The following is a 25832-nucleotide window of genomic DNA, read 5'->3' as shown; positions in this document are numbered from 1 at the left end:
CGCGGTTGACACCGAACCGCAGCAACATCATTACCCCGGGACGCCAGAAAAATACGGCATATTACCCGGGAGGAGCGCATGGGCATCGCCGATACGGCAGAGGCGGCGGGAGAGAAGGCCGTGGGCCGGGTGCGGGAGGAAGCCGGCGGCGTCACGGAGGTGCTCGCCAACATGCTCGGCGCCACGATCCGCCCCGGCTGGCATGCCGGGGCGCTGACCGAGGGCGACGTGCTGCCGCCGCTCTGGCATTGGGCCGGCTTTCCCGAGGATACGCCGATGGAGCGGCTGGGGCCGGACGGTCACGCGGCGCCCGGCGCCTTCCTGCCCGACCTGGGCCTCGGCCGGCGCATGTGGGCGGGCGGCCAGCTGCGCTTCCGGCGCCCCCTCCACATCGGCGAACGACTGACCAAGCGGTCGGAGATCACCGGGGTGGAGTGGAAACGGGGCGGTTCCGGGCCGTTCGCCCTCGTCTCGCTCGAGCACGCCATTTCGGGCGAGGGGGGGCTGGCGATCGAGGAGAGCCAGCAGATCATCTATCTCGCCATCCCCGACACCTATCGCCCGCCCCGGCCGCGCCCCGCGCCCGAGGGGGCGGTGTTCGACGAGGTGGTGGCGGTCGATAGCGTCCGCCTGTTCCGCTACTCGGCGGCCACGTTCAACGGCCACAAGATCCACTTCGACCGGGAGTTCACCACGCGGGTGGAGAATTACCCGGGGCTGATCGTGCACGGCCCCCTCCAGGCGACGTTGCTGATCGAACGGGCCGTCCGGCACCGGGGCGGGGCGCTTCCCGTTTCGCTGTCGCACCGGGGCGTGCACCCGATGTTCGAGCACCACCCCCTGCGGCTGATCGGGGTGGACGAGGGGGCCGCGATGACCCTGTGCACCGCGACCCTGCCCGAGCATGGCGGGCACCAGGGCATGCAGGTCACGGCAGAGTGGGCCTGATGGGCATTCTCTCGGGCATGCGCGTCGTCGAGGGCTCGGCCTTCGTGGCGATCCCGCTGGCGGGAATGACGCTGGCGCAGATGGGCGCCGAGGTGATCCGGTTCGACCGGATCGAGGGCGGGCTCGACGCCGGCCGCTGGCCGGTGACGCGCGACGGGCGCTCGCTGTTCTGGGCCGGGTTGAACAAGGGCAAGAAGTCGGTCGCGGTGAACATGAAGTCCGAGGAGGGGCGGGACCTGGTCACCCGGCTCGTCACCGCGCCGGGCGAGGATGCGGGCCTGTTCCTGACCAACCTGCGCGTGCGCGGCTGGATGGATCACGCGACGCTCTCGGGCTACCGGCCCGATCTGATCACCGTCACCCTGCTGGGCGACCGGCACGGCAACCCGGCGGTCGACTACTCGGTGAACCCCGCGCTCGGCTTTCCGATGGCGACGGGGCCCGAGGGGTCGGACGAGCCGGTGGCGCATGTCCTGCCCGCGTGGGACTGTATCGCGGGCAACCTCGCCGTGTCGTCGCTGCTCGCGGCCGAGCGCCACCGGCTGAAGACAGGCGCGGGCCAGGAGGTGGTGCTGGCACTCAAGGACGTCGCGGCGGCCATGCTCGGCCATCTCGGGATCGTCGGCGAGGTGCTGGTGAACGGTGTCGACCGGCCAAGATCGGGCAATGCGCTCTACGGCGCCTACGGGCAGGATTTCGTGCTGGCCGACGGGGCGCGCGTGATGGTGATCGGGCTGACCGACCGGCAGTGGCGCGGGCTGGTCGCCGCGACCGGCACGGGCGAGGCGATGGAGGCGCTCGAGCGGCGGACGGGCCTGCCATTGAGGGACGAGGGCGCGCGCTTTCGCCTGCGCCACGAGATCACCGCGCTGCTCGCGCCATGGTTCGCCGCGCGAGGGCTGGCGGAGGTGGCCGAGGCGCTCGACGCACAGGGCTGCACCTGGTCGGAGTTCCGCAGCTTCGCCCGCGCGGTGCGGGAGGATCCCGACCTGTCGCCGGACAACCCGATGATGGCACAGGTGGAGCAGCCCGGCATCGGCACCTACCCCGTGCCGGGCACGCCGGTCAGCTTCGGCGCGCATCCGCGCGAGGCGCCGGCGCGCGCGCCGCTGCTCGGCGAGCACACCGAGGAAGTGCTGGCCGACGTGGCGGGCCTGTCGTCGGGCGAGATCGGGGCGCTGATGGATCGCGGGGTGGTGGCGGGGCCCTGAGACACCCCGCAGGCGCCGCAGACCCGCCGGCCCGCGCAGGCAGCGGCGCGGGCCGGCGGCCCTCCTCCTCCCCGTGGTCTCTCGCCTGACCCGCGCCTCCCGTGCGGGGGTCAGCGGCAGCGTCGGCGACGCGGGTCGGGGAGAGGGAAAACGCGCGGGCTGACCGACTTGCCAGTCTTGCCGCACGGCGTCGACGGGTTGGCGGGCGTCGCCTTCCTGTCTCCCATCCGGGTCTCTCCCTCCCCGGGCCGGCACCGCGCCGCCCGCAGGCGGAGAGGTGGCATGGGCCACGGCCACGCGCTCGCCGGATTTCGACGGGCCGCGTCGGATTCGTGCCGGGAGCGCGGCGTTTTCAGGCGTGCGAGCCATATCTGAGGGGCGAGGCGCGACAGACGCGACAGGGATGCCCCCGCCGCCGGGCCGCGGCGGACGGCGCGCCTCGCCTCAGGCCCCGTCGCTGCGATAGGCGGTCAGTTCCGTGCCGCTCCCGGCATCGGCCTCCGTCAGGTGGACGGCGTAGCCCCAGAGCCGCTGGACATGACGGAGCACGCGGCGCACCTCGAGCGGATCGAGCACCCGCCCGTCCTGCACGGAATGGCGCAGGTGCAGCACACGCTCGCCGCGCAGGTCGGCCCCGGTCACCTCGATCGCCGGCGTCTGGGCGGCAGGGTCGTACTGGTCGGCCAGCGCGCGAACGATCCGGCGATAGCCCTCGTCGTCGTGGATCGCCTCGACGCGCAGGGCTGGCGCTGCGGCATCGTCGCAAAGGGAGAAGAGGCGCCACTCGCGGATCAGCCGGGGCGAGAGATACTGGCGCACGAAGCTTTCGTCGCGGAAGTCGGCCCAGGCGCGGCGCAGTGTCTCGACGGGCCGCCCGTTGCCGGCGATGTCGGGGAACCACGCGGCGTCTTCCTCGGTGGGCTCGGTGCAGACGCGGACGATGTCGCGCATCATGGCAAAGCCCAGCGCATAGGGGTTGAGGCCGCCATAGCCCTGCGAGTCGAACGAGGGCTGTGCCACCACCATCGAATGCAGGTCGAGAAACTCGAGCATCGCGCCGTCGCCGATCCGGCCGCGGTCGCGCAGGCGCTGCATGATCTCGAAATGGCACCAGGTGGCGCACCCCTCGTTCATCAGCTTGGTCTGGCGCTGCGGCTCGAAATAGGTGGCCAGCCAGCGCACGATCCGCAGAAGCTCGCGCTGCCATGCATCGAGCAGCGGCGCATGGTTTTCGAGGAACAGCAGAAGGTTCTCCTCGGGCAGGCCCATCGCGCGCCGCTCGGCCGCCGCCGTGCCCTCTTCGGGCGGCTCCGCGCGGGAGGGCACGGTGCGCAGCCACAGGTCCTGCGCCTCGAGCCTTTGCTGCCGCGCCCGCTCGGCCAGTCGCGCGCGTGTCGCCACCGGGTCGGGCCGCTCGCCCCGCCCGGCGCGGTCGACCCCGTGGGAGAGGAGCGCGTGGGCCGCGTCGAGCACCTTCTCCACCGCCGGCCGCCCGTGCCGCTCCTCGCATTCCATGACGAAGCGGCGGGCGTGGCGCAGCTCGTCGAGCACGCTGTCGGCCTCTGTCCACTCGCGGAAGACGTTGTTGTGCCGGAAGAAGTGGTTGTGGCCGATGGCGGCGTGGGCGATCACGGTGGCCTGCGCGGCCATCGTGTTGTCCTCCATGATGTAACAGAGGCTCGGGTTGGAGTTGATGACGATCTCGAGCGCGAGCTGCTGGAAGCCCTTGCGGTAGAGCATCTCCTGCCGGGCGAAGCGCTTGCCGAACGACCAGTGGGGATACATCACCGGCATGCCGGTGGCGGCGTAGGCGTCGAGCATCTGCTCGGAGCTGACGACCTCGAGCCGCGTCGGGTAGGGGTCGAGGCCCAGCTCGCCGCGCGCGACCTCCTCGATGGCGTCGTGGGTGCGCGCGAGCGTCTCGAAACTCCAGGCCGGGCGGTCGAAAAGCAAATCGCCCGTGGCCGTGCCGGTGGCGGGCGCCTTGCTGCTCGCCGCCCGCTTCGCTGCCGCCTTTCCGGTCGCGGTGCGTGCCGTCTTTCTTCCGCGCTTCTCGCTCATTCGGCCACGCCCTCGCGGCGGAACAGGTCGCGGAACACGGGGAAGATGTCGCGCGGCTGGGCGATGCGGCGCAGGGCGAGCGCCGGGTGCATCTGCGCAATGGGGGCGTAGCCCTGCCAGAGATCGCTCTCGCGCGGGATGGCGAAGCCGGGCTGGCCGCGCTGCGACAGGATCTCGACATAGGCCATGTATTGCACCGACGGCAGGATATCGTCGGTAAGCAGCTCGATGCAGGTCTCGACATCGCCCGGCACGTCGTCGCCGTCCGACGCCTGCGCGACGTAGAGGTTGTACTCGTCGGGGGGAAAGCGCGCGTCGCGGATGCGGATCATCTCGCGCAAGGCCGACGAGACGACCGTGCCGCCGGTCTGCCTGTCCTCGAAGAAGGTGCGCTCGTCCACCTCCTCGGCGCGCTGCGTGTGGCGGATGAAGACGACCTCGACATGCTCGTAATGCCGCTCCAGGAAGAGATGAAGGAGCAGGAAGAAGCGCTTGGCCAGCCCCTTCATTTCATCGTCCATCGAGGCCGACACGTCCATCAGGCAGAACATGACGGCGCGCGCCACCGGCTCGGGCCGCCGCTCGAGCCGGTTGAAGCGCAGGTCCATCGGGTCGAGCCAGGGCACCGCGGCACGCTTGCGGCGTGCGCGGTCGAGCGCCTCGCGCAGCTCGGCGATGCGGGCCTCGCGCGACCGGCCGTCGGCGGGCACGATCTCGCCCGCCTCGAGCCGCGCCAGCTCGGCCTCGAGCTCGGCCACCGCTTCGGGCCGGGGCCGGCCGAGGGCGGCGCGGCGCACCATCGAGCGGCGCAGCGAGCGCATCAGGTTGAGGCGGCTCGGCGGGCCCGACGGGGTGAAGCCCGCGCGGTAGGGCTTCGAGCTTTGCTCGGCCTTGAGCTTCTTCTTCACGAGATCGGGCAGCGCGAGATCCTCGAACACGAGGTCGAGGAACTCGTCGCGCGTCAGCACGAAGGCGAACCCGTCCTCGCCCTCGCCCTCGGCGCTGCCCTCGCGGCCCCCTGCCCCGCCAGCACCGCCGCGGGGCCGGGGGATCGTGTCGCCCTCGCGGAACTCGCGATTGCCCGGCAGCACGCCCACGCGGCGGCCGGTGCTCTCGTCGCGGCGGAACTCGGGCTCGTGGATGTCGTCGCCAGGGATCACCACGCGCTCGCCCGAACTCGTGTCCTCGATGCTGCGCTCGAGAATGCTGTCGCGCACCGCCTTGCGCAGCCGCGAGCGGGCGCGGTCGATGAATCGCTGGCGGTTGCCGAGGTTGCGGCCCGACGGGTTCTGCCGGCGGTCGACGATATGCATGGAGCCGATCGGTCGTCCCTTTCCTTCACCCGGCGGAAGCGGCCCGGCGCGGGCGCGTCAGCCCGCGTCGCGCATCCGCATGTACCATTCCACCAGCCGGCGCACCTGGCGCTCGGTGTAGCCGCGCTCGACCATCCGGGCGAGGAAGGCGTGGTGCTTTTCCGCGCTTTCCTCGTCCTGCTTGGACTCGAACGAGATCACCGGCAGCAATTCCTCGATCTGGCTGAACATCCGCTGCTCGATCACGTCGCGGATCTTCTCGTAGGAGGTCCAGCGCGGGTTCTTGCCTTCGTTGTAGGCGCGCTGGCGCAGGGCGTATTTCACCACCTCGTTGCGGAAGTCGCGCGGGTTGCGGATGCCGGCGGGCCGTTCGGTCTTCTGCAGCTCGCGGTCGAGCACTTCGGGGTCGAAGAGCTGGCCGGTATCGGGGTCCTTGTAGTCCTGCCCCTCGACCCAGGCATCGGCGTAGGCGATGTAGCGGTCGAACAGGTTCTGGCCGTATTCCTCGTAGCTCTCCAGATACGCCTTCTGGATCTCCTTGCCGATATACGCGGCATAGCGCGGCGCGAGCTCTTCCTTGATGAGCGCCACGAAGCGGGCCTCCGTCTCGTCATCCATCTGCTCGCGGCGGAGCGCCTGTTCGAGCACGTACATCAGGTGCACCGGATCGGCCGAGATCTCGGTCGTGTCGAAGTTGAACGTCTCCGACAGCACCTTATAGGCGAAGCGGGTCGAGGTGCCCGACATGCCCTCGTCGATGCCGGCGGCGTCGCGGTATTCGAGCACGGTGCGCGCCTGCGGATCGGAGCCCTTGAGATCCTGGCCGTTGTAGATCTGCATCTTGGCGTAGAGCGACGAGTTCTCGTGCGGCTTGAGGCGGGTCAGCACCGAGAAGCGCGCCATCATTTCGAGCGTGTCGGGGGCGCAGGGCGCCTCCGACAGTTCCGACTGGGCGAGAAGCTTGCGGTAGATCCGCGCTTCCTCGTCGACGCGCAGGCAATAGGGCACGCGGATCAGGCTGATCCGGTCGAGGAACGCCTCGTTGTTGCGGTTGCCGCGGAAAGCCCGCCATTCCGACTCGTTCGAGTGCGCCATGATGATCCCCTGGAAGGGGATCGCGCCCAGGTTTTCCGAGCCGACATAGTTGCGCTCCTGCGTGGCGGTCAGCAGCGGGTGGAGCATCTTCTGCGGCGCCTTGAACATCTCGACGAACTCGAGCAGGCCCTGCGTGGTCAGGTTCAGCGCGCCGGAATAGGAATAGGCGTCGGGGTCGTCTTGGCTGAAGAACTCGAGCTTGCGGATGTCGGGGCGACCGACGAGCGTCGAGATGTCCTGGTTGTTCTCGTCGCCCGGCTCGGCCTTGGCCACGCCGATCTGGCGCAGCTTCGACGGGTGAAGCTGGACGACCGTGAAGCGCGAGATGTCGCCGTCGAACTCGTCGAGCCGCTTGATAGCCCAGGGCGAGCACATGCCGGGCAGACGGCGGCGCGGGATGCCGAATTCGCGTTCCAGACGCGCGCCGTCGCGCTCGGGGTCGAACAGGCCCAGGGGGCTTTCGTAGATCGGGCTGACGCGGTCGCCGGCCTTGAGCACGTAGATCGGCCGCTCTTCCATGAGCTGCTTCATCCGCTCGGCGAGCGAGGATTTGCCGCCGCCCACGGGGCCGAGCAGATAGAGGATCTGCTTGCGCTCCTCCAGCCCCTGCGCGGCGTGGCGCAGGAAGGCCACGAGCCGCTCGATCGTCTCTTCCAGCCCGTAGAAGTCGTCGAAGGCCGGGTAGCGGCGGATCGTGCGGTTCTGGAAGATGCGGCCCAGCCGGTCGTCCTTCGACGTGTCGACGATCTCCGGCTCGCCGATGGCGGCGAGCAGGCGCTCTGCCGCGCTGGCATAGAGGGACGGGTCGTCGCGGCAGGCGGCGAGGTAGTCTGGCAGACTCATCTCGCGCATCTGGCGGCGCGTGAAGCGGGTGTGGAACTCGTCGAAAATGGAGGGCTCGCTCATGGGCGATCGCTGCTCCGTTCGGGTTGCCTTCTGGTCGAGACGCGGAGCCGGCCGGCCTGTTCCAGGCCCCGTCCCGCCCTGCGCCTGGAGTCTGTGCGCCGCCGCCCCAAGGCGCGGCGGCTCGGTCGCGGACGCCCGATACCGGCACGCTGCGGAGTCACGGCACAGCCGTCAACTCACGAACAAGAGGGTAGCACGGCGGGGCCGTTCAGCAAGGCGCGTCCTCGACGGCCCGCCCGGTGCGACCGGGCCGGGCCGAGGGCAGCCTGTCCCGAGGCCGCGCGCGCGGCCACGCGCCCGCGCCGACGGTGATCGGAGCGAAATGCCCCCCGCCTGCGAGCGCGCGCGGTCCGAACGCCGGCCAACGGCCCGCGACTACATCGCCGAAAGGAAAAGGGCGCGCGTGTTCTCCGGCGTCATCGCCACCGGGTTGCCGCCGACGCTCGGGTCTGCAAGCGCCATCGTGGTCAGCTCGTCCACCCGGCTCGCATCGACCCCCATTGCGGCGAGGCCCGCGGGCATGGCGAAGAGCGCGTTCAGTTCCTCCACCCGCGCGGCGACGCCATCGAACCCGCCCGGAATGCCGAGATAGGCCGCCGCCTGCGCCAGCTTGTCCTCGATCGCCGGGCGGTTGAAGGCGAGAACGGCGGGCATCACCACCGCGTTCGTCGTGCCGTGATGGGTGTCGAACACCGCGCCGACCGGGTGCGAGAGCGCGTGGATCGCGCCCAGCCCCTTCTGGAAGGCGACCGCGCCCATCGCCGCGGCCGCCATCATCTGCCCCCGCGCCTCGATGTCCGCGCCATCGGCAAAGGCGCGCGGCAGGAACTCGTTGACCAGCCGCAGCCCCTCGAGCGCAATGCCGTGGCTCATGGGGTGGAAGTGCGGCGAGCAATAGGCCTCGAGGCAATGAGCGAAGGCATCCATTCCCGTGCCGGCCGTGATCCACTGCGGCATGCCAACGGTCAGCTCGGGGTCGGCGATGACGACCGAGGGCAGCACCTTGGGGTGGAAGATGATCTTCTTCACGTGGGTCTCGGAATTGGTGATGACGCTCGCGCGCCCCACCTCAGAGCCGGTGCCGGCCGTCGTCGGCACGGCGACGATGGGGGCGATGCCCGCGGGGTCGGCCCGCGTCCACCAGTCGCCGACATCCTCGAAATCCCAGACGGGTCGCGTCTGACCGGCCATGAAGGCGACCATCTTGCCGAGATCGAGCCCCGAGCCGCCGCCGAAGGCCACGACACCGTCGTGCCCGCCTGCGCGGTAGACCGTCAGCCCCGCCTCGAGGTTCCTCTCGGTCGGGTTGGCATCGACCTCGGCGAAAAGCGCCCGGCCGAGACCGGCGGCGTCGAGGATGTCGAGCGCGCGCGCGGTGATCTCCAGCCCCGCAAGGCCGCGATCCGTCACCAGCAACGGCCGCGCGATGCCCGCCTCGGCGCAGGCGGCGGGCAGCTCGGCGAGGCGGCCCGCGCCGAAGCGGATCGCGGTGGGGTAGGACCAGTTGGCCGTCAGGCTCATCCCTTGACCTTTCTCAGATGGTAGGAGCGTGGGCGCGTCACCGCGTGGTAGCCGAGCACCGACATCGCGCCGCCGCGCCCGGTATCCTTGCAACCCGTCCAGCACACCGCCGGGTCAACGTAATCGGCGCGGTTGAGGAACACGGTGCCCGTCTCGATCCGCCGGCCGAGGGCCAGCGCACGCTCGGGGTCGGCCGTCCAGAGCGAGGCGGTCAGGCCGTAATCGCTGTCGTTCATCAGCGCGAGCGCCTCGTCGTCGCCCTCGACCGGCATGATGCCGACGACGGGGCCGAAGCTCTCCTCCCGCATCACGCGCATCGAGTGGTCGACGCCCACCAGAACCTGCGGCATCAGGTAGGCACCGCCGTCGTCCTGCGGGAAGTTCTGCCGCTCGATCAGGGGCGTGGCGCCGGCTGCCACCGCCGCTTCCGTCTGCTCGCGCACGGTGGCCGCGAAGCGGGCGTGGGCCATCGGCCCCAGCGTCGTCTCCGCCTCGAGCGGGTTGCCGAGGCTAAGCCTGTTGACGAACTCGACGGCCCGTTCAACGAACCCGTCGTAGTGGCGCCGGTGGACGTAGATGCGCTCGATCCCGCAGCAGCACTGGCCCGAGTTGAACATCGCGCCGTCCATCAGCACGTCGACCGCCCAGTCGAGATCGGCATCCTCCATGACATAGCCCGGATCCTTGCCGCCAAGCTCGAGCCCCGTGGCGGTGAAGGTGCCGGCGGCGGCGCGCTCGATGGCGCGGCCGCCCGCGACCGACCCGGTGAAGTTGACGAAGTCGAAGGCGCGGGCGGCGATCAGCCGCTCGGTGCCCGCATGGTCGAGCACCACGTTCTGGAAAACGCCTTCGGGCACGCCGCCCTTGTGCAGCGCCTCGGCGATGCGCTCGCCCACGAGCAGTGTCTGGCTCGCATGTTTCAGAACCACCGCGTTGCCCGCGATCAGCGCGGGCACGATCGTGTTGAGCGCGGTCAGGTAAGGGTAGTTCCACGGCGCGATCACGAACACGACGCCCTGCGGCGCCCGCTCGATCCGCCGCTCGAACGTGGCGGAGCTTTCGGCGATCAGCGGCGCCAGCGCCTCTTCGGCGATGCCCGCCATGTACTCGGCCCGCTCGTCGATGCCGCCGAACTCGCCGCCGTAGCGCACCGGGCGGCCCATCTGCCACGCCAGCTCCTCGACGATGGCATCGCGCGCATCCTTCAGCGCGGCGACGCCCGCGCGCACCTTGTCGATGCGCTCGTCAAGCGGCAGGGCAGCCCAGCCCCCCTGCGCCGCCCTTGCCCGCGCCGCGGCGGCATCGGCCGCCTCGGTCGAGAGCGCCGGCCGTTCGGCATAGACCCGCCCGTCGACGGGCGAGACGCACTGGATCGTCCTGGTCATCGGTATCTCCCGTGGGGTCAGGCCCGCTCGAAACCACGCTTCACGTCCCAGTCGGTGACGACTCGGTCGGCCTCGGATATCTCCCAAAGCGCGGCGCGATGGTAGTGGTCGATCACCTCGTCGCCCATCGCCGCGCGCAGCATGGCCGAGCCCGCCATGGCCTCGGCCGCGTCGCGGAGCGTCCGGGGCACCTCGCGGGCGTCTTGCGCCTGATACATGTCGCCCGAGAGTTCCGGCTCGAGCTCGAGGCCCCGCTCTATGCCGTCGAGGCCCGCGGCGAGCTGGCCGGCAAGGGCCAGGTAGGGGTTGAGGTCGGCGCCGCCCACGCGGCACTCGACGCGCACGGCCTTCGTTCCCTCCCCGCAGACGCGGTAACCCGCGGTGCGGTTGTCGGTCGACCAGACCGCCTTGGTCGGCGCGAACAGGCCCTCGGTGAACCGCTTGTAGGAATTGACGTAGGGCGCGAGGAAACAGGTCGTCGCCGCGGCGTGCTCCAGAAGGCCCGCGAGGTAGGATTTCATCGTGGCCGACATGCCGTGCGGCGCGTCCGGGTCGAAGAAGGCCGGCGTTCCCCCCTTCCACAGCGACTGATGGACATGCGAGGACGATCCCGCCCGGTCGGTCGCGTATTTCGCCATGAAGGTGCAGGCGCGGCCGTGGGCGTTGGCGATCTCCTTGCAGCCGGTCTTGACGATGGCGTGCATGTCGGCGGTGTCGAGCGCATCGGAATAGCGCACGTTGATCTCTTCCTGCCCCGCCTCGGCCTCGCCCTTGGAATTCTCCACCGGGATGCCCGCGCCGTAGAGACCGTTGCGGATGGCGCGCATCACGGTCTCTTCCTTGGTCGTGCCCATGATCGCATAGTCGAGGTTGTAGCGCCCGAGTGTCTGCAGCTCGCGGTATCCCTCGTCCCACAGCGCGTCGAAGCTCTTCTCGAACAGGAAGAACTCGAGCTCGGTGGCGAACATCGCGTCGAATCCCATCTCGCGCGCCCGCGCCACCTGCCGCTTGAGCACCGCACGGGGCGCGTGGGGCACCTCCTCGTGGGTGTGGTGGTCGAGCACGTCGCACATCACCATCGCCGTGCCGGGCAGCCAGGGCACAAGGCGCAGCGTGGCGAGGTCGGGCTTGTGGACGTAGTCGCCGTAGCCCCGTTCCCAGCTCGACGCGGCATAGCCCGGCACCGTGACCATCTCGATATCGGTGGCCAGCAGGTAGTCGCAGCCATGCGTCTCGTCGTGGCCGCCATCGACGAAATGCGCGGCGTGGAAGCGCTTGCCCATCAGCCGCCCCTGCATGTCGGCGATGCAGGTCAGCACGGTGTCGATCTCGCCGGTGGCGACGGCGCCCTGGAGCGCCTCGAAGGTCAGGTTGGCGGGCATGCTGGGGTCTTTCGGTATCGCCGCGTCGCGCGGCCTCTGTCACGCGGAAGGGCGGAGCGCGCATGGCGCCCCGCCCCATGCTCTGCCGGAGCCGAGGCTCAGCGGTAGGGGTAGCCTGCGGCCTCCTGCGCGGCGGCATAGTCCTTGAAGATCTGCACCACGCGGCCGGCGCGATCCGACGAGGCGGCGATCTCGTCCCAGAACTCGGAGGCGTCGCGCACGACCTGCGCCCATTCCTCGGCCGGGATCGAGGTCAGCTCCATCTTCTCGCCCTGGGTGCGCAGCTGCGCCTCGCCGCCCCAGTACCAGACGGCTCGGTAGTAGTGTGACTGGTCGATCGTGGTGCGGTAGAGCTGCTGCAGGTGCGGCGGCACGGCGTTCCAGCTTTCCGTGTTGGCGAAGTAGGAGCCGAACCACGCGCCGGTGACCGAGTTGGTCAGGGCGTAATTGCACACGTCTGCCCAGCCGACCTCGTAGGCCTCGGTGAAGCCGCACCAGGCCACGCCGTCGAGCTCGCCGGTGCGCATCGCCACTTCCACGTCGTCCCACGGCACGGTCACGGGGATCAGGCCGTAGCGGCTGAGGAAGCGGCCCGCCGTCGGCACGCCGAACACCCGCAGGCCGCGCATGTCCTCGAGCGAGCGGATCGGCTTGTCGACGGTGAAGACGTGGAGCGGATCCCACGCGCCGGTCGACAGCCACGTGACGTTCTCGACCTCGGAATAGGCCTCGTTCCAGATCTCGTCGAGGCCGTAATACATGAACATCGACGCCACATCGAGGCTGTAGCGCGTGGCGAAGGGGAAGTAGCCGCCGAACACCGAGATGTCGACCGGCGAGGCCATCGTCGCCTCGTCCGACTGCACGGCGTCGAGCGTGCCGTTCTGAAGCGCGCGGAACAGCTCGCCCGTCGGCACGAGCTGGTCGGCGTAGTAGAGCTCGATCTCCATCTCGCCGTTGGCCGCGGCATTGAACGCGTCGACCTGCGGCTTGATGACGTGCGCGCCGAGCGGGGCGCCCGAATAGGTCTGCAGGCGCCAGCGGATCGGGGCCTGCGCCTTGACGATGGCGGGCGCGGCCAGCGTGCCGGCGGCGGCCGCGCCGGCGCCGAGGCCGGCCTTCTTCAGAAAGCTCCGCCGCGTGGCGAGGATACGCTCGGAGGGGGATTGGGTCTTGGGGTCGGACATCACGTCACTCCTCTGCTGATGGGGCCGGCCTCTTGGCGGGCCGTTCTGGGGTCGCTCGACATCTCATCGCACGTTCACGGTCTGGGGCAGCCAGAGCGCGATCGGCGGAAAGATCATGACCAGCGCGATCGTCGCCGCCATCATCAGCACGAAGGGCCAGATCGAACGGTAGATGTCGAGCAGGCGGATCTCGGGCGGAGCGAGCGAGCGCATCAGGAACAGGTTATAGCCGAAGGGCGGCGTGATGTAGGCGATCTGGCAGGTCATCGTGTAGAGGATGCCGAACCAGATCAGCGTGTTGTCGAAACCGAGGTCGAGCAGGCGCACCAGCGGCACGTAGAGCGGCGCGACGATCACCAGCATCGCGGTGTCGTCGAGGAACATCCCCATCACGATGAAGCTGAGCTGCATCATGACGATCACCTGCCAGGGCGTCAGCTCCCAGTTGTTGATGAACAGGTCCTCGATGGCGCGCACTGCGCCCAGGCCGTCGAACACCGCGCCGAAGGCGAGCGCCGCGAGGATCAGCCACAGGAACATGCACGAGATGGCCAGCGTCTTCTTCGCCGTCTCGTGCAGCAGGCGAAAGCTCATCCGCCCCTTGGCGATGGCGGCGAGCGTGGCGGCCGTGGCGCCCACCGCCGAGCTCTCGACGAGGCTGGTGATCCCCATGACGAACAGGCCCGTCATGGTGAAGAAGATCAGGAACGGCAGGATGCCCGCGCGCAGGAGCTTGAGCTTCTCGCCCAGCGGCATGTTCAGATCGGCGTCCGAGACGGTGGGGGCGAGGTGGGGCTGCAGGCGGCAGCGCACGTAGATGTAGATGCCGAACATCGTCGCCATCAGCAGGCCGGGGAAAACGCCGGCCAGCCACAGCTGGCTGACGGGCTCGCGCGCGATCATGCCGTAGAGCACGAGCACCACCGAGGGCGGCACGAGGATGCCGAGCGAAGAGCCGCCCTGCACCACCCCCGTTATCAGGATCTTGTCGTAGCCCCGGCGCAGCATCTCGGGCAGGGCGATGGTGGCGCCGATGGCCATGCCGGCGACCGACAGCCCGTTCATCGCCGAGATGATGACCATGAGCAGGATCGTCCCGATGGCGAGCCCGCCCGCCATGCGCCCGAACCAGACGTGGAGCATGCGGTAGAGGTCTTCGGCGATGCCGCTCTCGCTGAGGATGTAGCCCATGTAGATGAACAGGGGCAGCGTCAGCATCGGGAACCAGTTGAACAGCTTGAAGGCCTGGCTGAACGGAATCTCGATGCCGCCCGTGCCGTAGAGCATCAGCACCATGCCGGAGGCGACGAAGCCGATGGCGGCGAACACCCGCTGCCCGGTGAGCAGCAGCACCATCATCGAGGCGAACATCAGGAGCGCGGTCGCCTCGTTGGTCACGCGGGCGCCTCCTCGCGCAGGGTCGCCCAGTGCTTGAACACCAGCGAGACGGTCTGGAGCAGCATCAGCACGATGCAGGCCACCATCAGCGACTTGATCGGGATCATCGAGGGGTTCCACATCGAGAACCGCCGCTCGCCCGTCTCGATGGCGTAGTTCAGCGACGAGATCGAGCCGAACAGCAGCACCGACAGGTAGAAGGCGAGGCAGACCATCGTGATCAGGTCCATCCGCGCCTTTCCGCGCCTCGACAGGCTCTCGTAGAAGAGATCCATCCGGACGTGATTGTCGTTCTTCAGCGTCACCGCCCCGCCCATGAAGTAATAGGCGGTCAGCGTGAACTGCGCGGCCTCGATGGCCCAGTGCACGGGGATGTCGATGACGTTGCGCGTGACGGCATCCATCAGCAGGATGCCGATCATCAGGAAGATCAGGTACATGGCGACGATGCCGACCCAGTCGGACAAGCGGTCGACGACCCGCACGTATGTCGCGATTGCCTGTTTCACGCCCCGCCCGCCCCTCAGCACCTGACCTCGACGCGCGCGCGCTCCAACGCGGCGGCGAGGTGCCCCTCCGGCCGTTGATCGGAGACCAGCACGTCGATCTCGTCAAGTCGGCAGACGCGGAAGGCCGCGCGCCGCCCGTGCTTTTCGGCATGCGCCAGCACGATGACGTGGCGGGAATGGCCGATCATGGCATGGGCGATCTGGGCCTCGTCGAAATCGGCGTCCATCGCGCCCGCCTCGGCGTCGATCGCGGCGACGCCCAGCACCGCGTGGTCGGCCTGAAAGCGGCCGATCTGCTCGATGGCCATCGGGCCGACCGTCTCGGCATTGTCGGCCGACCACGCACCGCCGAGCACGAAGACCCGCACGCCCCCCGATGCGCCGAGCCGCTGCGCGATGCGGACCGAATTGGTGATGACGGTCAGCCCGTCGAGCTGCGACAGCTCCTCGGCGCAGGCGAGCGTTGTGGTGCCGGTATCGAGAAAGATCGTGTCGCCGGGGGCGATTGCGGCGGCCAGCGCGCGGGCGATGGCGGCTTTCGCCCCGGCCTGCTCCATCTGCCGCTCCTCGAAGCTGCCCTCGGTGGCGAGCCGGATGCGCCGCGCGCCACCGCGCACCTTGTGCAGCGCGCCGGTCGAGGCGAGGTCGTGCAGGTCGCGCCGGACCGTCTCGACCGATACCGAAAAAGCCTCGGCCAGCGCCTCGACCGAGGCGGCGCCGTCCTGCCGGACGATCTGGAGTATCCTGTCCTGCCTGTCCCGCGGTTTCACGCTCACCCCCTGTGGCGCCCAACGAAGCCCGGCACGGGTGCCCGTGTCAACGCCCATTCCGTTCTCGGATTGCCCGTTTCGGCATCATTGCTGCGCCGAGTTTGACGGAACGGGCAGCGCGTGCCATCTATCGGATGACCCAGCCCGAGAGGAGGTCGAGCCATGCCCAGCGAGCCCGCCCCGCCGCGCGGCCCCTTCGACGTGGCGATCGTCGGCGGCGGCGTCGTCGGCTGCGCGCTCGCCCGGCGCTTCGCGCTCGCCGGCGCCGCGGTCGTGCTGATGGAAAAGGCGCCCGACATCCTCGACGGCGCCTCGAAGGGCAACAGCGCCATCCTGCACACCGGCTTCGACGCGCCGCCGGGGTCGCTCGAGGCGGCCTGCATCGCCGAGGGCTACCGGGAATACGAGGAAATCCACGCGCGCCTCGGCCTGCCGCTGATCCGCTCGGGCGCCCTTGTCGTCGCCTGGTCCGACGAGCAGGAGGCGGCGCTGCCGTCGCTGATGGAGCAGGCCCGCGCCAACGGGGTGAGCGACGTCGCCCCCCTCACCCGCGACGAGACGCTGGCGCTCGAGCCCAATCTCGCGCCCTCGCTCCGCGCGAGCTTTCGGGTGCCGCGCGAGGGGCTGATCGACCCGTGGTCGGCGCCGCTCGCCTACCTCACGCAGGCGATGGCGCACGGCGCCGAGGTGTTGCGCGGCTGCGCGGTGCAGGGCGGGACGCGGGAGGGCGACCTGTGGCGGCTCGACACGACGCGCGGGGACGTCTCGGCGCGGCTGGTGATCAACGCCGCGGGGCTTTACGGCGACCTTCTCGACGAGGCGCTGATCGGCCGGCGCGACTTCACCATCCGTCCGCGCAGGGGCCAGTTCGTGGTCTACGACAAGCCGGCGGCGGCGCTCGCGGGCCACATCCTGCTGCCGGTGCCGACCGCCTTGACCAAGGGGATCGTCGTCTGCCGCACCGCCTGGGGCAACCTGCTGGTCGGACCCACCGCCGAAGAGCAGGAGGACCGTGCCACCGCCCCCCTCGACCATGCCACGCTCGACGCCCTGCGCGCGAAAGGGGAAGAGATCCTGCCCGCCCTCGCCGGGCATGACGTGACGGCCGTCTATGCCGGCCTGCGGCCCGCGACGGAGGAAAAGGATTACCGCATCAAGGTGCACGAGGGCGGCAGCTACGTCACCGTCGGGGGCATCCGCTCGACGGGTCTGAGCGCCGCGCTCGGCATCGCCGCGCACGTGCTGCGGCTGGCCGAAGAGGCGGGGCATGGCTGGCAGGCGCCGAACGAGGTGGCCTGGCCACGGATGCGCAACATCTCCGTCGCCGCCCCGCGCGACCACGAGAGCGCCGGCAACGGCGGGATCGTCTGCCATTGCGAGCAGGTGACGCGGCGCGAGATCGAGGCGGCGCTGTCGGGCCCCCTGCCCGCCCGCAGCCTCGCCGGGCTGAAGCGGCGCACGCGGGTGACGATGGGGCGTTGCCAGGGCTTCCACTGCTCGGGGCCGCTGGCGCGCATGACGGCGGGGGCCTTCGACACGCCGATGGCCGGCAATGGCTGACCTGCCGTCGAAGGTCGACGTGGCCATCGTCGGCGGCGGCCCGGCGGGGCTGGCCGCCGCGACCGAACTTCGCCGCCTGCGCGCGGGCCGGGTGCTGGTGATCGAGCGCGAGGCCGAGGCGGGAGGCGTGCCGCGCCACTGCGGCCACTCGCCCTACGGCCTGCGCGAGTTCGGCCGGCCGATGCTCGGCCCCGGCTATGCACGGGCGCTGGTGGCACGGGCGGAGGCGGCGGGCGCGCAGCTGGCCACCGGCGTCAGCGTCACCGCCCTGAGCGACGGGCCGCGCCTGACGGTCACGTCCGAGGCCGGCACGGGGGAGATCGCCGCGCGGCTCGTCCTGCTGACGACCGGCATCCGCGAGACGACGCGGGCGGGCCGGATGATCGGCGGCACCAAGCCGGGCGGCGTGCTCACCACCGGCGGCCTGCAGGGCCTCGTCTATGGCGCGGGGCTGCGCCCCTTCCGGCGCCCCGTGATCCTCGGCACCGAGCTCGTCGCCTTCTCCGCGATCCTTACCTGTCGCCACGCCGGCATCCGCCCCGTGGCGATGGTCGAGCCGGGGGCGCGCATCACCGCCCGGCACCCGGCGGGCCTGCTGCCGCGCCTTCTCGGCATCCCCCTGCATCTCGGCACCGAGCTTGCCGCGATCGAGGGCCGAGAGCGGGTCGAGGCGGTGGTGCTGCGCTCGGGCGGCGCCGAGCGGCGGCTCGCGGCGGACGGCGTGATCGTGACCGGCCGCTTCCGGCCCGAGGCCACGCTGTCGCGCGAGGGCGGGCTGACCTACGACCCGGCGACGGGGGGGCCGGAGGTCGACGAGTTCGGCCGCACCTCCGATCCGGCGATCTTCGCCGCCGGCAACCTGCTGCGCCCTGTCGAGACGGCGGGCTGGTGCTGGGCCGAGGGCCGCGCCGTGGCCCGCGCCATGGCCCGCGCGCTTGCGGGCGAGTTGCCGCCGCCCGCCGCCCGGCGCGTCGCCCGCGCGGGCGCGCTCGCCTGGGTCGTGCCGCAGCGCATCGCCGGGGGCGGCTCGCCCGCGCTCGGCACGCTGCAAGTGCGCGCGGCCCGGGCCGCCTCTGGGCGGCTGTCGCTGTCGGTCGACGGGCACGAGACCGCCGCCCGCGCCCTGCGCGCCCTGCCGGAGCGGCGGATGCTCCTGCCCCTGCCCGCCGGCACGGGATTGCCGGAAGTCAGGCTGGTGGCCGCGCCATGACCGCACCCGCGCGCCGTCTCGCCAGGGCGGGCCAGCGGCCGGGGCCTGGTCGGCGCGCGTCGGCGCTGTCGGGCCGGCATCGGCCCGCGCCCCCTGGGGCACGGCCGGGCCTGCCCGCGGAGGCCCGGCGATGACCATTCTGGCGCTCGACCAGGGCACGACCAGCACTCGCGCCGTGATCGTGGGCGAGGACGGCACGGTGCGCATCGCCCATGCCGCCGCGCACCGCCAATCCTATCCCGGCCCCGGCCGGGTCGAGCACGACCCCGAGGAACTGATCGCCAACCTCGCGGCCTGCCTCGACGCCGCGCCCGGCGCCAGCGCCGTCGGCCTCGCCAACCAGGGCGAGAGTTGCCTCGGCTGGGACGCCGAGACCGGACGCGCGATCACCCCCGTCATCGTCTGGCAGGACGAGCGGACGACCCCCGAGACCGAGCGGCTGCGCGCCGAGGGGGCCGAGGCGGTGACGCTCGCCCGCGCGGGCCTGCCGCTCGACCCGTACTTCTCGGCCTCGAAGCTGGGCTGGATCCTGTGCGAAGTGCCCGAGGCGCGGGCGCTGGCACGATCGGGCCGCCTGCGCCTGGGCACGACCGACGCCTTCTTCCGCCACCGCCTGACCGGGCGCTGCGAGACCGACCCGACGACCGCCTCGCGCACCTCGCTGATGAACCTCGCCACCTGCGCATGGGACGACGAGCTCTGCGCCCTGTTCGGCGTGCCGGTCGAGGCGCTGCCCGCCATCGTGCCGACCACGGGCGACCTCGGCCAGACAGGCGGGCTGCCGCTGACCGCCTCGGTCGTCGATCAGCAGGCGGCTCTGCGCGGGCATGGCTGCACGGCCCCCGGCGCGGCCAAGATCACCTTCGGCACCGGCGCCTTCGTGCTGGCCACGGGCGGCGCCACGCCCCCCGAGGCCGGGCATGGCCCGCTGCCGACCGTGGCCTGGGCGGAGCGCGGCGCCCCGCCCGCCTACGCGCTCGAAGGCGGGGTCTATGCCGCCGCCGCCGCGGTGAACTGGGCGCGGGGGCTCGGCCTCTTCTCCGACTTCGCCGAGATTTCCACCTTCGAGGCGCCGCCCGCCATCTCGCGCGGGCTGTCCTTCGTGCCCGCGCTCGCGGGTCTCGGCTGTCCGCACTGGGACAGGGCGGCCAAGGGCGCGTGGCTGGGCATGACCCTCGACACCGGGCCGCGCGACCTGGCGCAGGCCGTGCTCGAGGGCGTCGCCTTCCGCGCGGCCGAGGTTCTGGGCGCCATCGAACAGGTGCAGCCGCTCGCCGGCCCCGTCTCGGTCGACGGGGGCATGACGCGCAATCCGTGGTTCTGCACTTTCCTTGCCGACACGCTGGGCATGCCGGTGACCGTGTCTGACGAGCCCGAACTGACCGCCCTCGGCGCGGCCGATCTCGCGGCGGCGGGCGCGGGCCTGGCGCTGTCGCCTCGCCGCGCGGGCCGGACGGTCGCGCCACGACGGCAACCGCCCGACTGGTCCGACCGCTTCGCCGAGGCCCGCCGCCTCGCGCAGGAATACGGCGGGGCGGGCCGGCGCTGAGATGCGGGTCTCGGAGGCGCCCGCATGGCGAATCGGGGCCTCGGCGCGCGGGTTCGTTTCATTGACGATGCCGTGACGGCGGCGTGACCGTTTCCGCTTCCGCGCCGGAGGACGGCCGGAACGCGCCGCACCACACCGGACGCTAGGGCAGCGGGGCACGGTGCGCTAATCGCAGGGTCCGCCTGGCGCGAGGGACGCATGACCGAAACACTCGACTATGCCGATTACGTGGCGCGGCCCGTCACCGACGGTGATCGGGCGCCGGCCGCCGGCCTTGGCGAGCGCGCCCTGCGCACGCTCTACGACGGGCCGCTCCTGCCCTACGCGCTCCTGCGCCACCGGCTGCTGCTGCGGCGCTGCCGGCACACCGACCGGCACACCTACACCGCCTTCCTGCGCTCGCCCGCGCAGCTGCGCCTGCTCGCCGGCCCGGTGATCGACTTCCTGCGCCCCGGCGGGGCGGGCGACGACCGGCTGGACATCGTGCTTGTCGCCTGCTCCAACGGCGCAGAGGCCTACACGATCGCGTCATGGCTCCACCGGCACCGGCCGGAGCTCGACTTTCGCATCCGCGCCTCCGACCTGCACCCCGAGATGGTGGCCCGCGCGCGCGCCGCGCGCTACAGCGCCGCCGAGGTCCTGCACGGGCCGTTCATGACCCGCGCCTTCCTGAGCGACACGTTCATCGAGCAGGGGGCGGAGTTCGTCGTCCGGCCCGAGATCCGCGCCCGTGTCGAGGTCGAGCAGGCCGACCTGCTCGACGCGGAACGCCTGCGCGCCCGCTTCGGGCCGGCCCCGCTGGTCGTGGCGCAGAACGTGCTGTTCCACCTGCCCGAGCCGGCCGCCGAGCGCGCCTTCGCCGCGCTCACCGTACTGCTGGCGCCCCGTGCCGCGCTGATGGTGGCGGGGATGAACCTCGATCTGCGGGCGCGGCTGACGGCAGAGGCCGGCCTTGCGCCCTTCGCGCAGGACGTGCGCCGCATCCATCAAGAGGGCCGGGCTCACACGCCGCCGCACTGGTGGCGGGTGCCGTGGGGGGCCGAGCCCTACCTGCCCCTCCGGCGCGACCCGGTGCGCCGCTACGCGACCGTGTATCGTGCCCCCCTGCATGATGCAGAAACGCCGACACGCGGAGACGCCGGAATTTGACCGGGATGCCGCGCCGGACAGCCTGACAGCGGGCCGGATCCCATGGTGCCAAGGGGGGATTGCGGCGGCATGACCGGGCAGGCACGCCGGGGTCGAGCGTCCCCGGCGAGGCGCTGCAGAGCCCGGAGGGGCGCGCGGGAACGTTCGGCACGCTCTCGGGCTGTCCGAAATCCTCCGTCAGTCGGCCGACCGGACAGCCTCGAAGCCCGAGACCACGTCCAGCAATTCCCGCGTGATCGTCTCCTGTCGGCGCTGGCGGTAGAGCTGCTGCAGGTCGTCGCGCCGTTCCTCGATGTTGCGCTCCGCCGCCTGCATCGCCGCGAGCCGCGAGGCGTGCTCGCTGGCCATCGCCTCGGCGAGGGCGCGGTAGATCACGACGAACAGCCGTTGCTGCACCAGCCACGACATCATCTGCCGGCGCTCAGTGCGGATCAGCGGCAGCGAGCGCCCCGGCCAGTCGGCCTGCGCCAGCTTGCGAAGGTAGCTGCCCGGAAGCGGCAGAAGCCGGTGCGCCTGCGGCTTGGCCGCGACCCTCCCCTCGCGGCGGTTGTGCACCAGCCAGACCTCGCCGACGCCCTCGACCCGTGTCCAGCGGTCGACCTCGACGATCAGGGATTGCACGAGACGGGACAGCCCCTCGACAGAGCCCGGAAGCGTGCGCAGCACGTCCGCCGGCCGGCCCGCCGCCTCGAGCCGGGCTGCCGCGCGCATCCCGGCCACGCCGAGCAGCATCGGCCCGTCACTCATCCGGGAGAGGGCGAACCGGGTGATCCTGTCGTTGTAACCGCCGCACAGGCCGCGATCCGAGCCGATCACGATCAGCGCCGCGCGCCCGGAGCCGCCGCCCGCCCCGGGCAGGATCAGGCCCGCAGCGCCATGGCTGCGCAACCCGGCCATCAGGCCCAGCTCGACGGTGCGGGCATAGGAGGCCATCGCCTCCTCGGCCCGTTCGTATTGCCGGATGCTGACGGACGAGAGCGCCTTCATCGTGCGCACGATCGACTGGATGTCGCCGGTCGTCTCAAGCGCGTCCGACAGGCTTTCAAGCGTCTCCATCGCCGGCCTCCGCCTTCGGGTCGGACAAGGCGGCACGCATCACGCGAAGCAGCGCCTCCCGGTCGGCCTCCTCCAGCCTGTCTCCGCCCGCGATGCCGGCGCAGATCTCGGGGGCCTCTTCCCGGACGACCCGGCGGACGGTCGCCTCGGCCTCGGCCACGTCGTCGGGGGCGAGATCGTCGAACAGGCCCTCGGTCGCCGCAAGCAACGCCGCGATCTGTTCGGGCACCGGGATGTGATCGTGCTCGCGCTGCTTCAGCACCTCCCGCACGCGCAGGCCGCGCGTCAGCTTGCGGCGCGTCTCGGCATCGAGCTGGGTGCCGAAGCGGGCGAAGGTCTCCAGCTCCTCGAACTGCGCATACATCAGCCGCAGGCTGCCGGCCACCGCGCGGAAGGCGGGCAGCTGCACCTTGCCGCCCACGCGGCTGACCGAGGTGCCGATGTCGATGGCGGGCAGATGGCCCTTCTCGAACAGCCGCGGCGAGAGGTAGATCTGCCCGTCGGTGATCGAGATGAGGTTGGTCGGGATATAGGCCGCGATGTTCTGGGCCTGCGTCTCGACCACCGGCAGCGCGGTGAGCGAGCCGCCGCCGTGGTCCTCGCGCAGTTGCGTCGCGCGCTCCAGAAGGCGCGAGTGGATGTAGAAGATGTCGCCGGGATAGGCCTCGCGCCCCGGCGGACGGCGCAGCAGCAGCGACAGCTCGCGATAGGCGCGGGCGTGGCGCGTCAGGTCGTCGTAGACGATCAGCACGTCGCGCCCCTGCGCCATCAGGTGCTCGGCCATCGAGGTGGCCGCGTAGGGGGCGACGAATTGCAGGCCGGGCGCATCCTCGCCGCTGGCCACGACGACGATCGTGCGCTCCATCGCGCCGCCCTCGCGCAGGCTGCGGATGACGCGCGCCACCGCCGAGGCGCGCTGGCCGACGGCACAGTAGATCGACACGACGCCCGTATCGCGCTGGTTGAGAATCGCATCGACGGCGATCGCGGTCTTGCCGGTCTGACGGTCGCCGAGGATCAGTTCGCGCTGGCCGCGGCCGACCGGGATGGCGGCATCGACCGCCTTGATGCCCGTCTGCAGCGGCACCTGCACGGGCGCGCGGTGCATGATGGGGGGAGCGGGGCGCTCGATGGGCAGGCGGTGTGCGTCCTCGATGGCGGCCGGGCCATCGAGCGGGCGGCCCAGCGCGTCGACGACACGCCCGACAAGACCCGCGCCGACCGGCACGTCGGCGACACGCCCCGTCCGGCGGACCGGGTCGCCAGGGCGCAGACCCTCGCTCGCCCCCAGCACGATGACCCCGGCGCGATCGGTGCCGATGCTCGAGGCGATCCCCATGACGCCGCCCGTGAAGATCAGCAACTCGTCGGCGTGCAGGTCGGTGAAGCCCGCCACGTCGGCCACGCCGTTGCCGACCGAAACGATGCGCGCGATCTCGGCCATCTCGAGCGCCGGCTCCACCTGCGTCAGCGCCTCCTCGAGCGGGGCGAAGATGCCTTCGTGTAGATCGCCGAGGGTCATGAGATGCCTCTTACCCGGTGACAGGGGCGCGGCGCGATCGGGGCCCGCCGCCGCTCTCGATCACCTCGTCGAGCGTCGTTTCCAGACGGTCGAGAAACCGGGTGGCCGACCACTCCACCGTCTGCTCGCCGATGGTCAGCCGCACGCCGATCAGCAAGGTGTCGTCTTCGCCGTAGGTCACCTCGATGTCGGGGGCGATCCGGTCGTGGATCGCGCGCGTGATCCGGCTGCGCGCCGACGGCTCGAGCGGCACGCCGCTCTCCACCCGTGCGCGACCGCCCGCGCGCCGTGCCGCGTCCGACAGTCTTTCGCGCGCCTCCGCGTCGAGATCGGCAAGGCGCTCGGCGAAGGTGCCCGCCACCTGCCCCGCGATGTCGGTTCCCGCGTAGTCCCGCAGCACGCGGCCGACGATGTCGATCACCTGGTGACCGGCGCGCTGGCGCAGGCGGGCCGCGACGGCATCCCGCTCCTCCTCCAGGTGATGCTCCCACGTCTTGCGCCGGTCCTCCATCTCCTTGCGGAGATCGTTCTCGAGCGCGGCTCGCAGGTCGTCGGCCTCCAGCCTTGCCTCGCGCAGCATCTCGTCCCGGCTGGCTTCCAGCTCGTCCTGCTTCTCGCGCAGGCGCCGCGCCTCGGTCTCCACCTCGGAGCGCGCCTCCCTCGCCTCGGACAGACGGGTCTCGATCCGCGCTTCGCGCCGCGCCATCGCCTCGGTGATCGGACGGTAGAGGAACCGCTGCAGCAGCCAGACAAGGACGAGGAAATTGACGATCTGCGCCGCGACGGTCAGCCAGTCGATCTGCATGGCGTCAGCCCCCGCCCGCCCGGCCGGCGGCCTCCATCGCGAGATTGGCGAAGGGATTGGCGAAGATCAGGATCATCGCCACGACGAAGCAGTAGATCGCCGTCGACTCGATCATCGCAAGGCTGACGAACAGCGTGCGGGTGATCGTGTTGGCGGCGTCGGGCTGCTGCGCGATGGCCTGCAGCGCCTGGCTGGCGGCCCGCCCCTCGGCCAGCGCCGGGCCGATCGAGCCTATGGCGATGGTCAGCCCGGCGGTGAAGATCGAGATCACGGCGATCCATGTCGCGGCATCCATTCTCACTCTCCTGTATCTGTAGGGGGCGGCGCGTCGGCGCGGTGGCGGGTGCGGCTGGCCGAGCCGATGTAGACCATCGCGAGGATGGCGAAGATGTAGGCCTGGATCAGGCCGGTCAGCAGGCCGAGCACCTGCATGACGACCGGAAAGAAGAAGGGCGCAACGCTGATCAGGATGCCCACGATCACCGTGCCGCTCATCACGTTGCCGTAGAGCCGCACCGCCAGCGCGATGGTGCGCGACACCTCCGCCACGAGGTTGAAGGGCAGCATCAGCGGCGTCGGCTGGACATAGGTGCGCAAGTAGGCCACGAGGCCCCGGTCGCCGATGGAAAACAGCGGCACCGCGATCAGCACGCAGAGCGCCAGAGCGACGGTCGTCGAGAGCGAGCCGGTGGGCGGCTGGTAGCCCGGCACCACCGACAGCAGGTTCGCCGTGGCGATGAACAGAAACAGCGTGCCGATGAAAGGCAGGTAGCGGCCGGGCGTGTCGGCGCCGACCTCGGCGATCTGGTCGCGGATCGTCGACACGATCACCTCGAGCGCGACCTGCCAGCGCGAGACGGTTTCGCCCTCGCTCAGCCGTGCCGTGACGGCCCGGGATCCGATGACCAGCAAGGCCATCACGGCCCAGGTGAAGACGATCGTGGCGTTGAGCTGCAGGCCGCGCCACTCGTAGAGGACCCAGGCGTCGGGGCTTATCTCCATGCCGAGCCCTCCGGCGTCCGGCCTTCGAGCCGGCGCGTCGCGGCGAGGCGCACGGCGGCGAAGCCCGCGAGCCCCGCGAGCAGCCCCTCCGCCGGTGCCCCGAGCGCGGCAGCCGCCGCCAAGGTGCCGATCAGGAGGGCCGCCCGGGCCAGCGCGAGCCCGACGAAAACCCGCGCGCCGCCTCGTCCCTGCGGCAGTCGCCGGACGGCCCGCCAGAGCAGGCCGAGATAGACCGCGCCCAGGGCCGCGCCGGCGACCAGGCCGAGGGGCAGTGCGATCAAGGAGATGGTCAT

At 71.1% G+C, this 25832-nt stretch carries 22 protein-coding genes; 6 read left to right on the top strand and 16 right to left on the bottom strand.

The genetic code is table 11. The annotated features are described in order from the left end of the window. Positions 1–78 precede the first annotated feature (78 nt). Positions 79–948, top strand: a complete 870-nt coding sequence (locus DLJ49_RS10085; RefSeq protein ID WP_233488931.1) for an HTD2 family dehydratase — start codon at positions 79–81, stop codon at positions 946–948. Continuing rightward, positions 945–2159 carry a CoA transferase gene (locus tag DLJ49_RS10080; protein ID WP_115393491.1) on the top strand — a complete coding sequence of 405 codons (1215 nt, stop codon included), beginning with the start codon at positions 945–947 and terminating at the stop codon, positions 2157–2159. The genes DLJ49_RS10085 and DLJ49_RS10080 overlap by 4 nt, the downstream gene beginning before the upstream one ends. 444 nt (positions 2160–2603) lie before the next feature. On the opposite strand, the gene DLJ49_RS10075 is transcribed toward DLJ49_RS10080, so the two are convergent. The 10 genes from DLJ49_RS10075 to DLJ49_RS10030 all read right to left on the bottom strand — a co-directional run bounded on the left by DLJ49_RS10075 (position 2604) and on the right by DLJ49_RS10030 (position 15686). Further along, on the bottom strand, positions 2604–4220 hold the full coding sequence (locus tag DLJ49_RS10075) for a SpoVR family protein (RefSeq protein WP_115393421.1): 1617 nt from the start codon (positions 4218–4220) through the stop codon (positions 2604–2606). After that, positions 4217–5533, bottom strand: coding sequence for a YeaH/YhbH family protein (locus tag DLJ49_RS10070; RefSeq protein WP_115393420.1), 1317 nt, complete (start codon positions 5531–5533; stop codon positions 4217–4219). The genes DLJ49_RS10075 and DLJ49_RS10070 overlap by 4 nt, the downstream gene beginning before the upstream one ends. 57 nt (positions 5534–5590) lie before the next feature. Then, the gene (locus tag DLJ49_RS10065) at positions 5591–7534 is read right to left on the bottom strand and encodes a PrkA family serine protein kinase (protein ID WP_115393419.1); all 1944 of its coding nucleotides are present in this window, start codon (positions 7532–7534) and stop codon (positions 5591–5593) included. A gap of 375 nt (positions 7535–7909) precedes the next feature. Beyond that, positions 7910–9055, bottom strand: a complete 1146-nt coding sequence (locus tag DLJ49_RS10060; RefSeq protein WP_115393418.1) for an iron-containing alcohol dehydrogenase — start codon at positions 9053–9055, stop codon at positions 7910–7912. After that, positions 9052–10440, bottom strand: coding sequence for an aldehyde dehydrogenase family protein (locus DLJ49_RS10055; protein ID WP_115393417.1), 1389 nt, complete (start codon positions 10438–10440; stop codon positions 9052–9054). The genes DLJ49_RS10060 and DLJ49_RS10055 overlap by 4 nt, the downstream gene beginning before the upstream one ends. 17 nt (positions 10441–10457) lie before the next feature. After that, complete coding sequence (locus tag DLJ49_RS10050; RefSeq protein ID WP_115393416.1) at positions 10458–11822, bottom strand: glutamine synthetase family protein; 1365 nt, start codon at positions 11820–11822, stop codon at positions 10458–10460. Between the two features lie 98 nt (positions 11823–11920). Next, positions 11921–13009: a twin-arginine translocation signal domain-containing protein gene (locus DLJ49_RS10045; RefSeq protein ID WP_115393415.1), complete on the bottom strand. Its 1089-nt coding sequence runs from the start codon at positions 13007–13009 to the stop codon at positions 11921–11923. 63 nt (positions 13010–13072) lie between these two features. After that, on the bottom strand, positions 13073–14407 hold the full coding sequence (locus tag DLJ49_RS10040; RefSeq protein WP_115393414.1) for a TRAP transporter large permease: 1335 nt from the start codon (positions 14405–14407) through the stop codon (positions 13073–13075). Beyond that, entirely contained in the window at positions 14404–14916 is a 513-nt protein-coding gene (locus DLJ49_RS10035; protein WP_199533342.1) for a TRAP transporter small permease subunit, read from the bottom strand. Before DLJ49_RS10035 ends, DLJ49_RS10040 begins: the two co-directional genes overlap by 4 nt. A gap of 14 nt (positions 14917–14930) precedes the next feature. Then, positions 14931–15686 carry a DeoR/GlpR family DNA-binding transcription regulator gene (locus tag DLJ49_RS10030; protein ID WP_115393489.1) on the bottom strand — a complete coding sequence of 252 codons (756 nt, stop codon included), beginning with the start codon at positions 15684–15686 and terminating at the stop codon, positions 14931–14933. Positions 15687–15848: 162 nt separating this feature from the next. Between DLJ49_RS10030 and DLJ49_RS10025 the strand changes: the two genes are divergently transcribed. The 4 genes from DLJ49_RS10025 to DLJ49_RS10010 all read left to right on the top strand — a co-directional run bounded on the left by DLJ49_RS10025 (position 15849) and on the right by DLJ49_RS10010 (position 21154). Beyond that, positions 15849–17246: an NAD(P)/FAD-dependent oxidoreductase gene (locus tag DLJ49_RS10025; RefSeq protein ID WP_115393413.1), complete on the top strand. Its 1398-nt coding sequence runs from the start codon at positions 15849–15851 to the stop codon at positions 17244–17246. Continuing rightward, positions 17239–18456 carry an NAD(P)/FAD-dependent oxidoreductase gene (locus tag DLJ49_RS10020; protein ID WP_115393412.1) on the top strand — a complete coding sequence of 406 codons (1218 nt, stop codon included), beginning with the start codon at positions 17239–17241 and terminating at the stop codon, positions 18454–18456. Before DLJ49_RS10025 ends, DLJ49_RS10020 begins: the two co-directional genes overlap by 8 nt. 130 nt (positions 18457–18586) lie before the next feature. Next, positions 18587–20005, top strand: coding sequence for an FGGY family carbohydrate kinase (locus DLJ49_RS10015; protein WP_115393411.1), 1419 nt, complete (start codon positions 18587–18589; stop codon positions 20003–20005). A 198-nt stretch (positions 20006–20203) separates the two neighbouring features. Then, positions 20204–21154, top strand: coding sequence for a CheR family methyltransferase (locus tag DLJ49_RS10010; protein ID WP_115393410.1), 951 nt, complete (start codon positions 20204–20206; stop codon positions 21152–21154). 177 nt (positions 21155–21331) lie between these two features. Here DLJ49_RS10010 and DLJ49_RS10005 read toward each other — a convergent pair whose 3' ends face one another. The 6 genes from DLJ49_RS10005 to DLJ49_RS09980 are packed head-to-tail and all read right to left on the bottom strand — an operon-like array spanning position 21332 to position 25832. Beyond that, on the bottom strand, positions 21332–22210 hold the full coding sequence (locus DLJ49_RS10005; RefSeq protein ID WP_115393409.1) for a F0F1 ATP synthase subunit gamma: 879 nt from the start codon (positions 22208–22210) through the stop codon (positions 21332–21334). Further along, on the bottom strand, positions 22197–23732 hold the full coding sequence (locus DLJ49_RS10000) for an alternate F1F0 ATPase, F1 subunit alpha (protein WP_115393408.1): 1536 nt from the start codon (positions 23730–23732) through the stop codon (positions 22197–22199). Before DLJ49_RS10000 ends, DLJ49_RS10005 begins: the two co-directional genes overlap by 14 nt. A 10-nt stretch (positions 23733–23742) precedes the next feature. Further along, positions 23743–24537 (bottom strand): F0F1 ATP synthase subunit delta, encoded by a 795-nt coding sequence (locus DLJ49_RS09995; protein ID WP_115393407.1) that lies wholly within the window; start codon positions 24535–24537, stop codon positions 23743–23745. 4 nt (positions 24538–24541) lie between these two features. After that, the gene (locus DLJ49_RS09990; protein ID WP_115393406.1) at positions 24542–24832 is read right to left on the bottom strand and encodes a F0F1 ATP synthase subunit C; all 291 of its coding nucleotides are present in this window, start codon (positions 24830–24832) and stop codon (positions 24542–24544) included. Positions 24833–24834: 2 nt separating this feature from the next. Further along, the gene (locus tag DLJ49_RS09985) at positions 24835–25539 is read right to left on the bottom strand and encodes a F0F1 ATP synthase subunit A (RefSeq protein WP_115393405.1); all 705 of its coding nucleotides are present in this window, start codon (positions 25537–25539) and stop codon (positions 24835–24837) included. Beyond that, the gene (locus tag DLJ49_RS09980; RefSeq protein ID WP_115393404.1) at positions 25530–25832 is read right to left on the bottom strand and encodes an N-ATPase subunit AtpR; all 303 of its coding nucleotides are present in this window, start codon (positions 25830–25832) and stop codon (positions 25530–25532) included. The genes DLJ49_RS09985 and DLJ49_RS09980 overlap by 10 nt, the downstream gene beginning before the upstream one ends.

Origin of the sequence: Rhodovulum sp. 12E13 (assembly GCF_003340565.1) — a bacterium.
Taxonomy (GTDB): domain Bacteria; phylum Pseudomonadota; class Alphaproteobacteria; order Rhodobacterales; family Rhodobacteraceae; genus HLUCCA09.
Note: the sequence above shows the minus strand (reverse complement) of the source record. Positions and strands in the feature narration are given on the sequence as shown.

Bases quoted from the DNA above. Each gene is read 5' to 3' on its own strand.
- DLJ49_RS10085 (WP_233488931.1), top strand. From the start codon at position 79: ATGGGCATCGCCGATACGGCAGAGGCGGCGGGAGAGAAGGCCGTGGGC.
- DLJ49_RS10075 (WP_115393421.1), bottom strand. From the start codon at position 4,220: ATGAGCGAGAAGCGCGGAAGAAAGACGGCACGCACCGCGACCGGAAAG.
- DLJ49_RS10070 (WP_115393420.1), bottom strand. From the start codon at position 5,533: ATGCATATCGTCGACCGCCGGCAGAACCCGTCGGGCCGCAACCTCGGC.
- DLJ49_RS10065 (WP_115393419.1), bottom strand. From the start codon at position 7,534: ATGAGCGAGCCCTCCATTTTCGACGAGTTCCACACCCGCTTCACGCGC.
- DLJ49_RS10060 (WP_115393418.1), bottom strand. From the start codon at position 9,055: ATGAGCCTGACGGCCAACTGGTCCTACCCCACCGCGATCCGCTTCGGC.
- DLJ49_RS10055 (WP_115393417.1), bottom strand. From the start codon at position 10,440: ATGACCAGGACGATCCAGTGCGTCTCGCCCGTCGACGGGCGGGTCTAT.
- DLJ49_RS10050 (WP_115393416.1), bottom strand. From the start codon at position 11,822: ATGCCCGCCAACCTGACCTTCGAGGCGCTCCAGGGCGCCGTCGCCACC.
- DLJ49_RS10045 (WP_115393415.1), bottom strand. From the start codon at position 13,009: ATGTCCGACCCCAAGACCCAATCCCCCTCCGAGCGTATCCTCGCCACG.
- DLJ49_RS10025 (WP_115393413.1), top strand. From the start codon at position 15,849: ATGCCCAGCGAGCCCGCCCCGCCGCGCGGCCCCTTCGACGTGGCGATC.
- DLJ49_RS10020 (WP_115393412.1), top strand. From the start codon at position 17,239: ATGGCTGACCTGCCGTCGAAGGTCGACGTGGCCATCGTCGGCGGCGGC.
- DLJ49_RS10015 (WP_115393411.1), top strand. From the start codon at position 18,587: ATGACCATTCTGGCGCTCGACCAGGGCACGACCAGCACTCGCGCCGTG.
- DLJ49_RS10010 (WP_115393410.1), top strand. From the start codon at position 20,204: ATGACCGAAACACTCGACTATGCCGATTACGTGGCGCGGCCCGTCACC.
- DLJ49_RS10005 (WP_115393409.1), bottom strand. From the start codon at position 22,210: ATGGAGACGCTTGAAAGCCTGTCGGACGCGCTTGAGACGACCGGCGAC.
- DLJ49_RS10000 (WP_115393408.1), bottom strand. From the start codon at position 23,732: ATGACCCTCGGCGATCTACACGAAGGCATCTTCGCCCCGCTCGAGGAG.
- DLJ49_RS09995 (WP_115393407.1), bottom strand. From the start codon at position 24,537: ATGCAGATCGACTGGCTGACCGTCGCGGCGCAGATCGTCAATTTCCTC.
- DLJ49_RS09990 (WP_115393406.1), bottom strand. From the start codon at position 24,832: ATGGATGCCGCGACATGGATCGCCGTGATCTCGATCTTCACCGCCGGG.
- DLJ49_RS09985 (WP_115393405.1), bottom strand. From the start codon at position 25,539: ATGGAGATAAGCCCCGACGCCTGGGTCCTCTACGAGTGGCGCGGCCTG.
- DLJ49_RS09980 (WP_115393404.1), bottom strand. From the start codon at position 25,832: ATGACCATCTCCTTGATCGCACTGCCCCTCGGCCTGGTCGCCGGCGCG.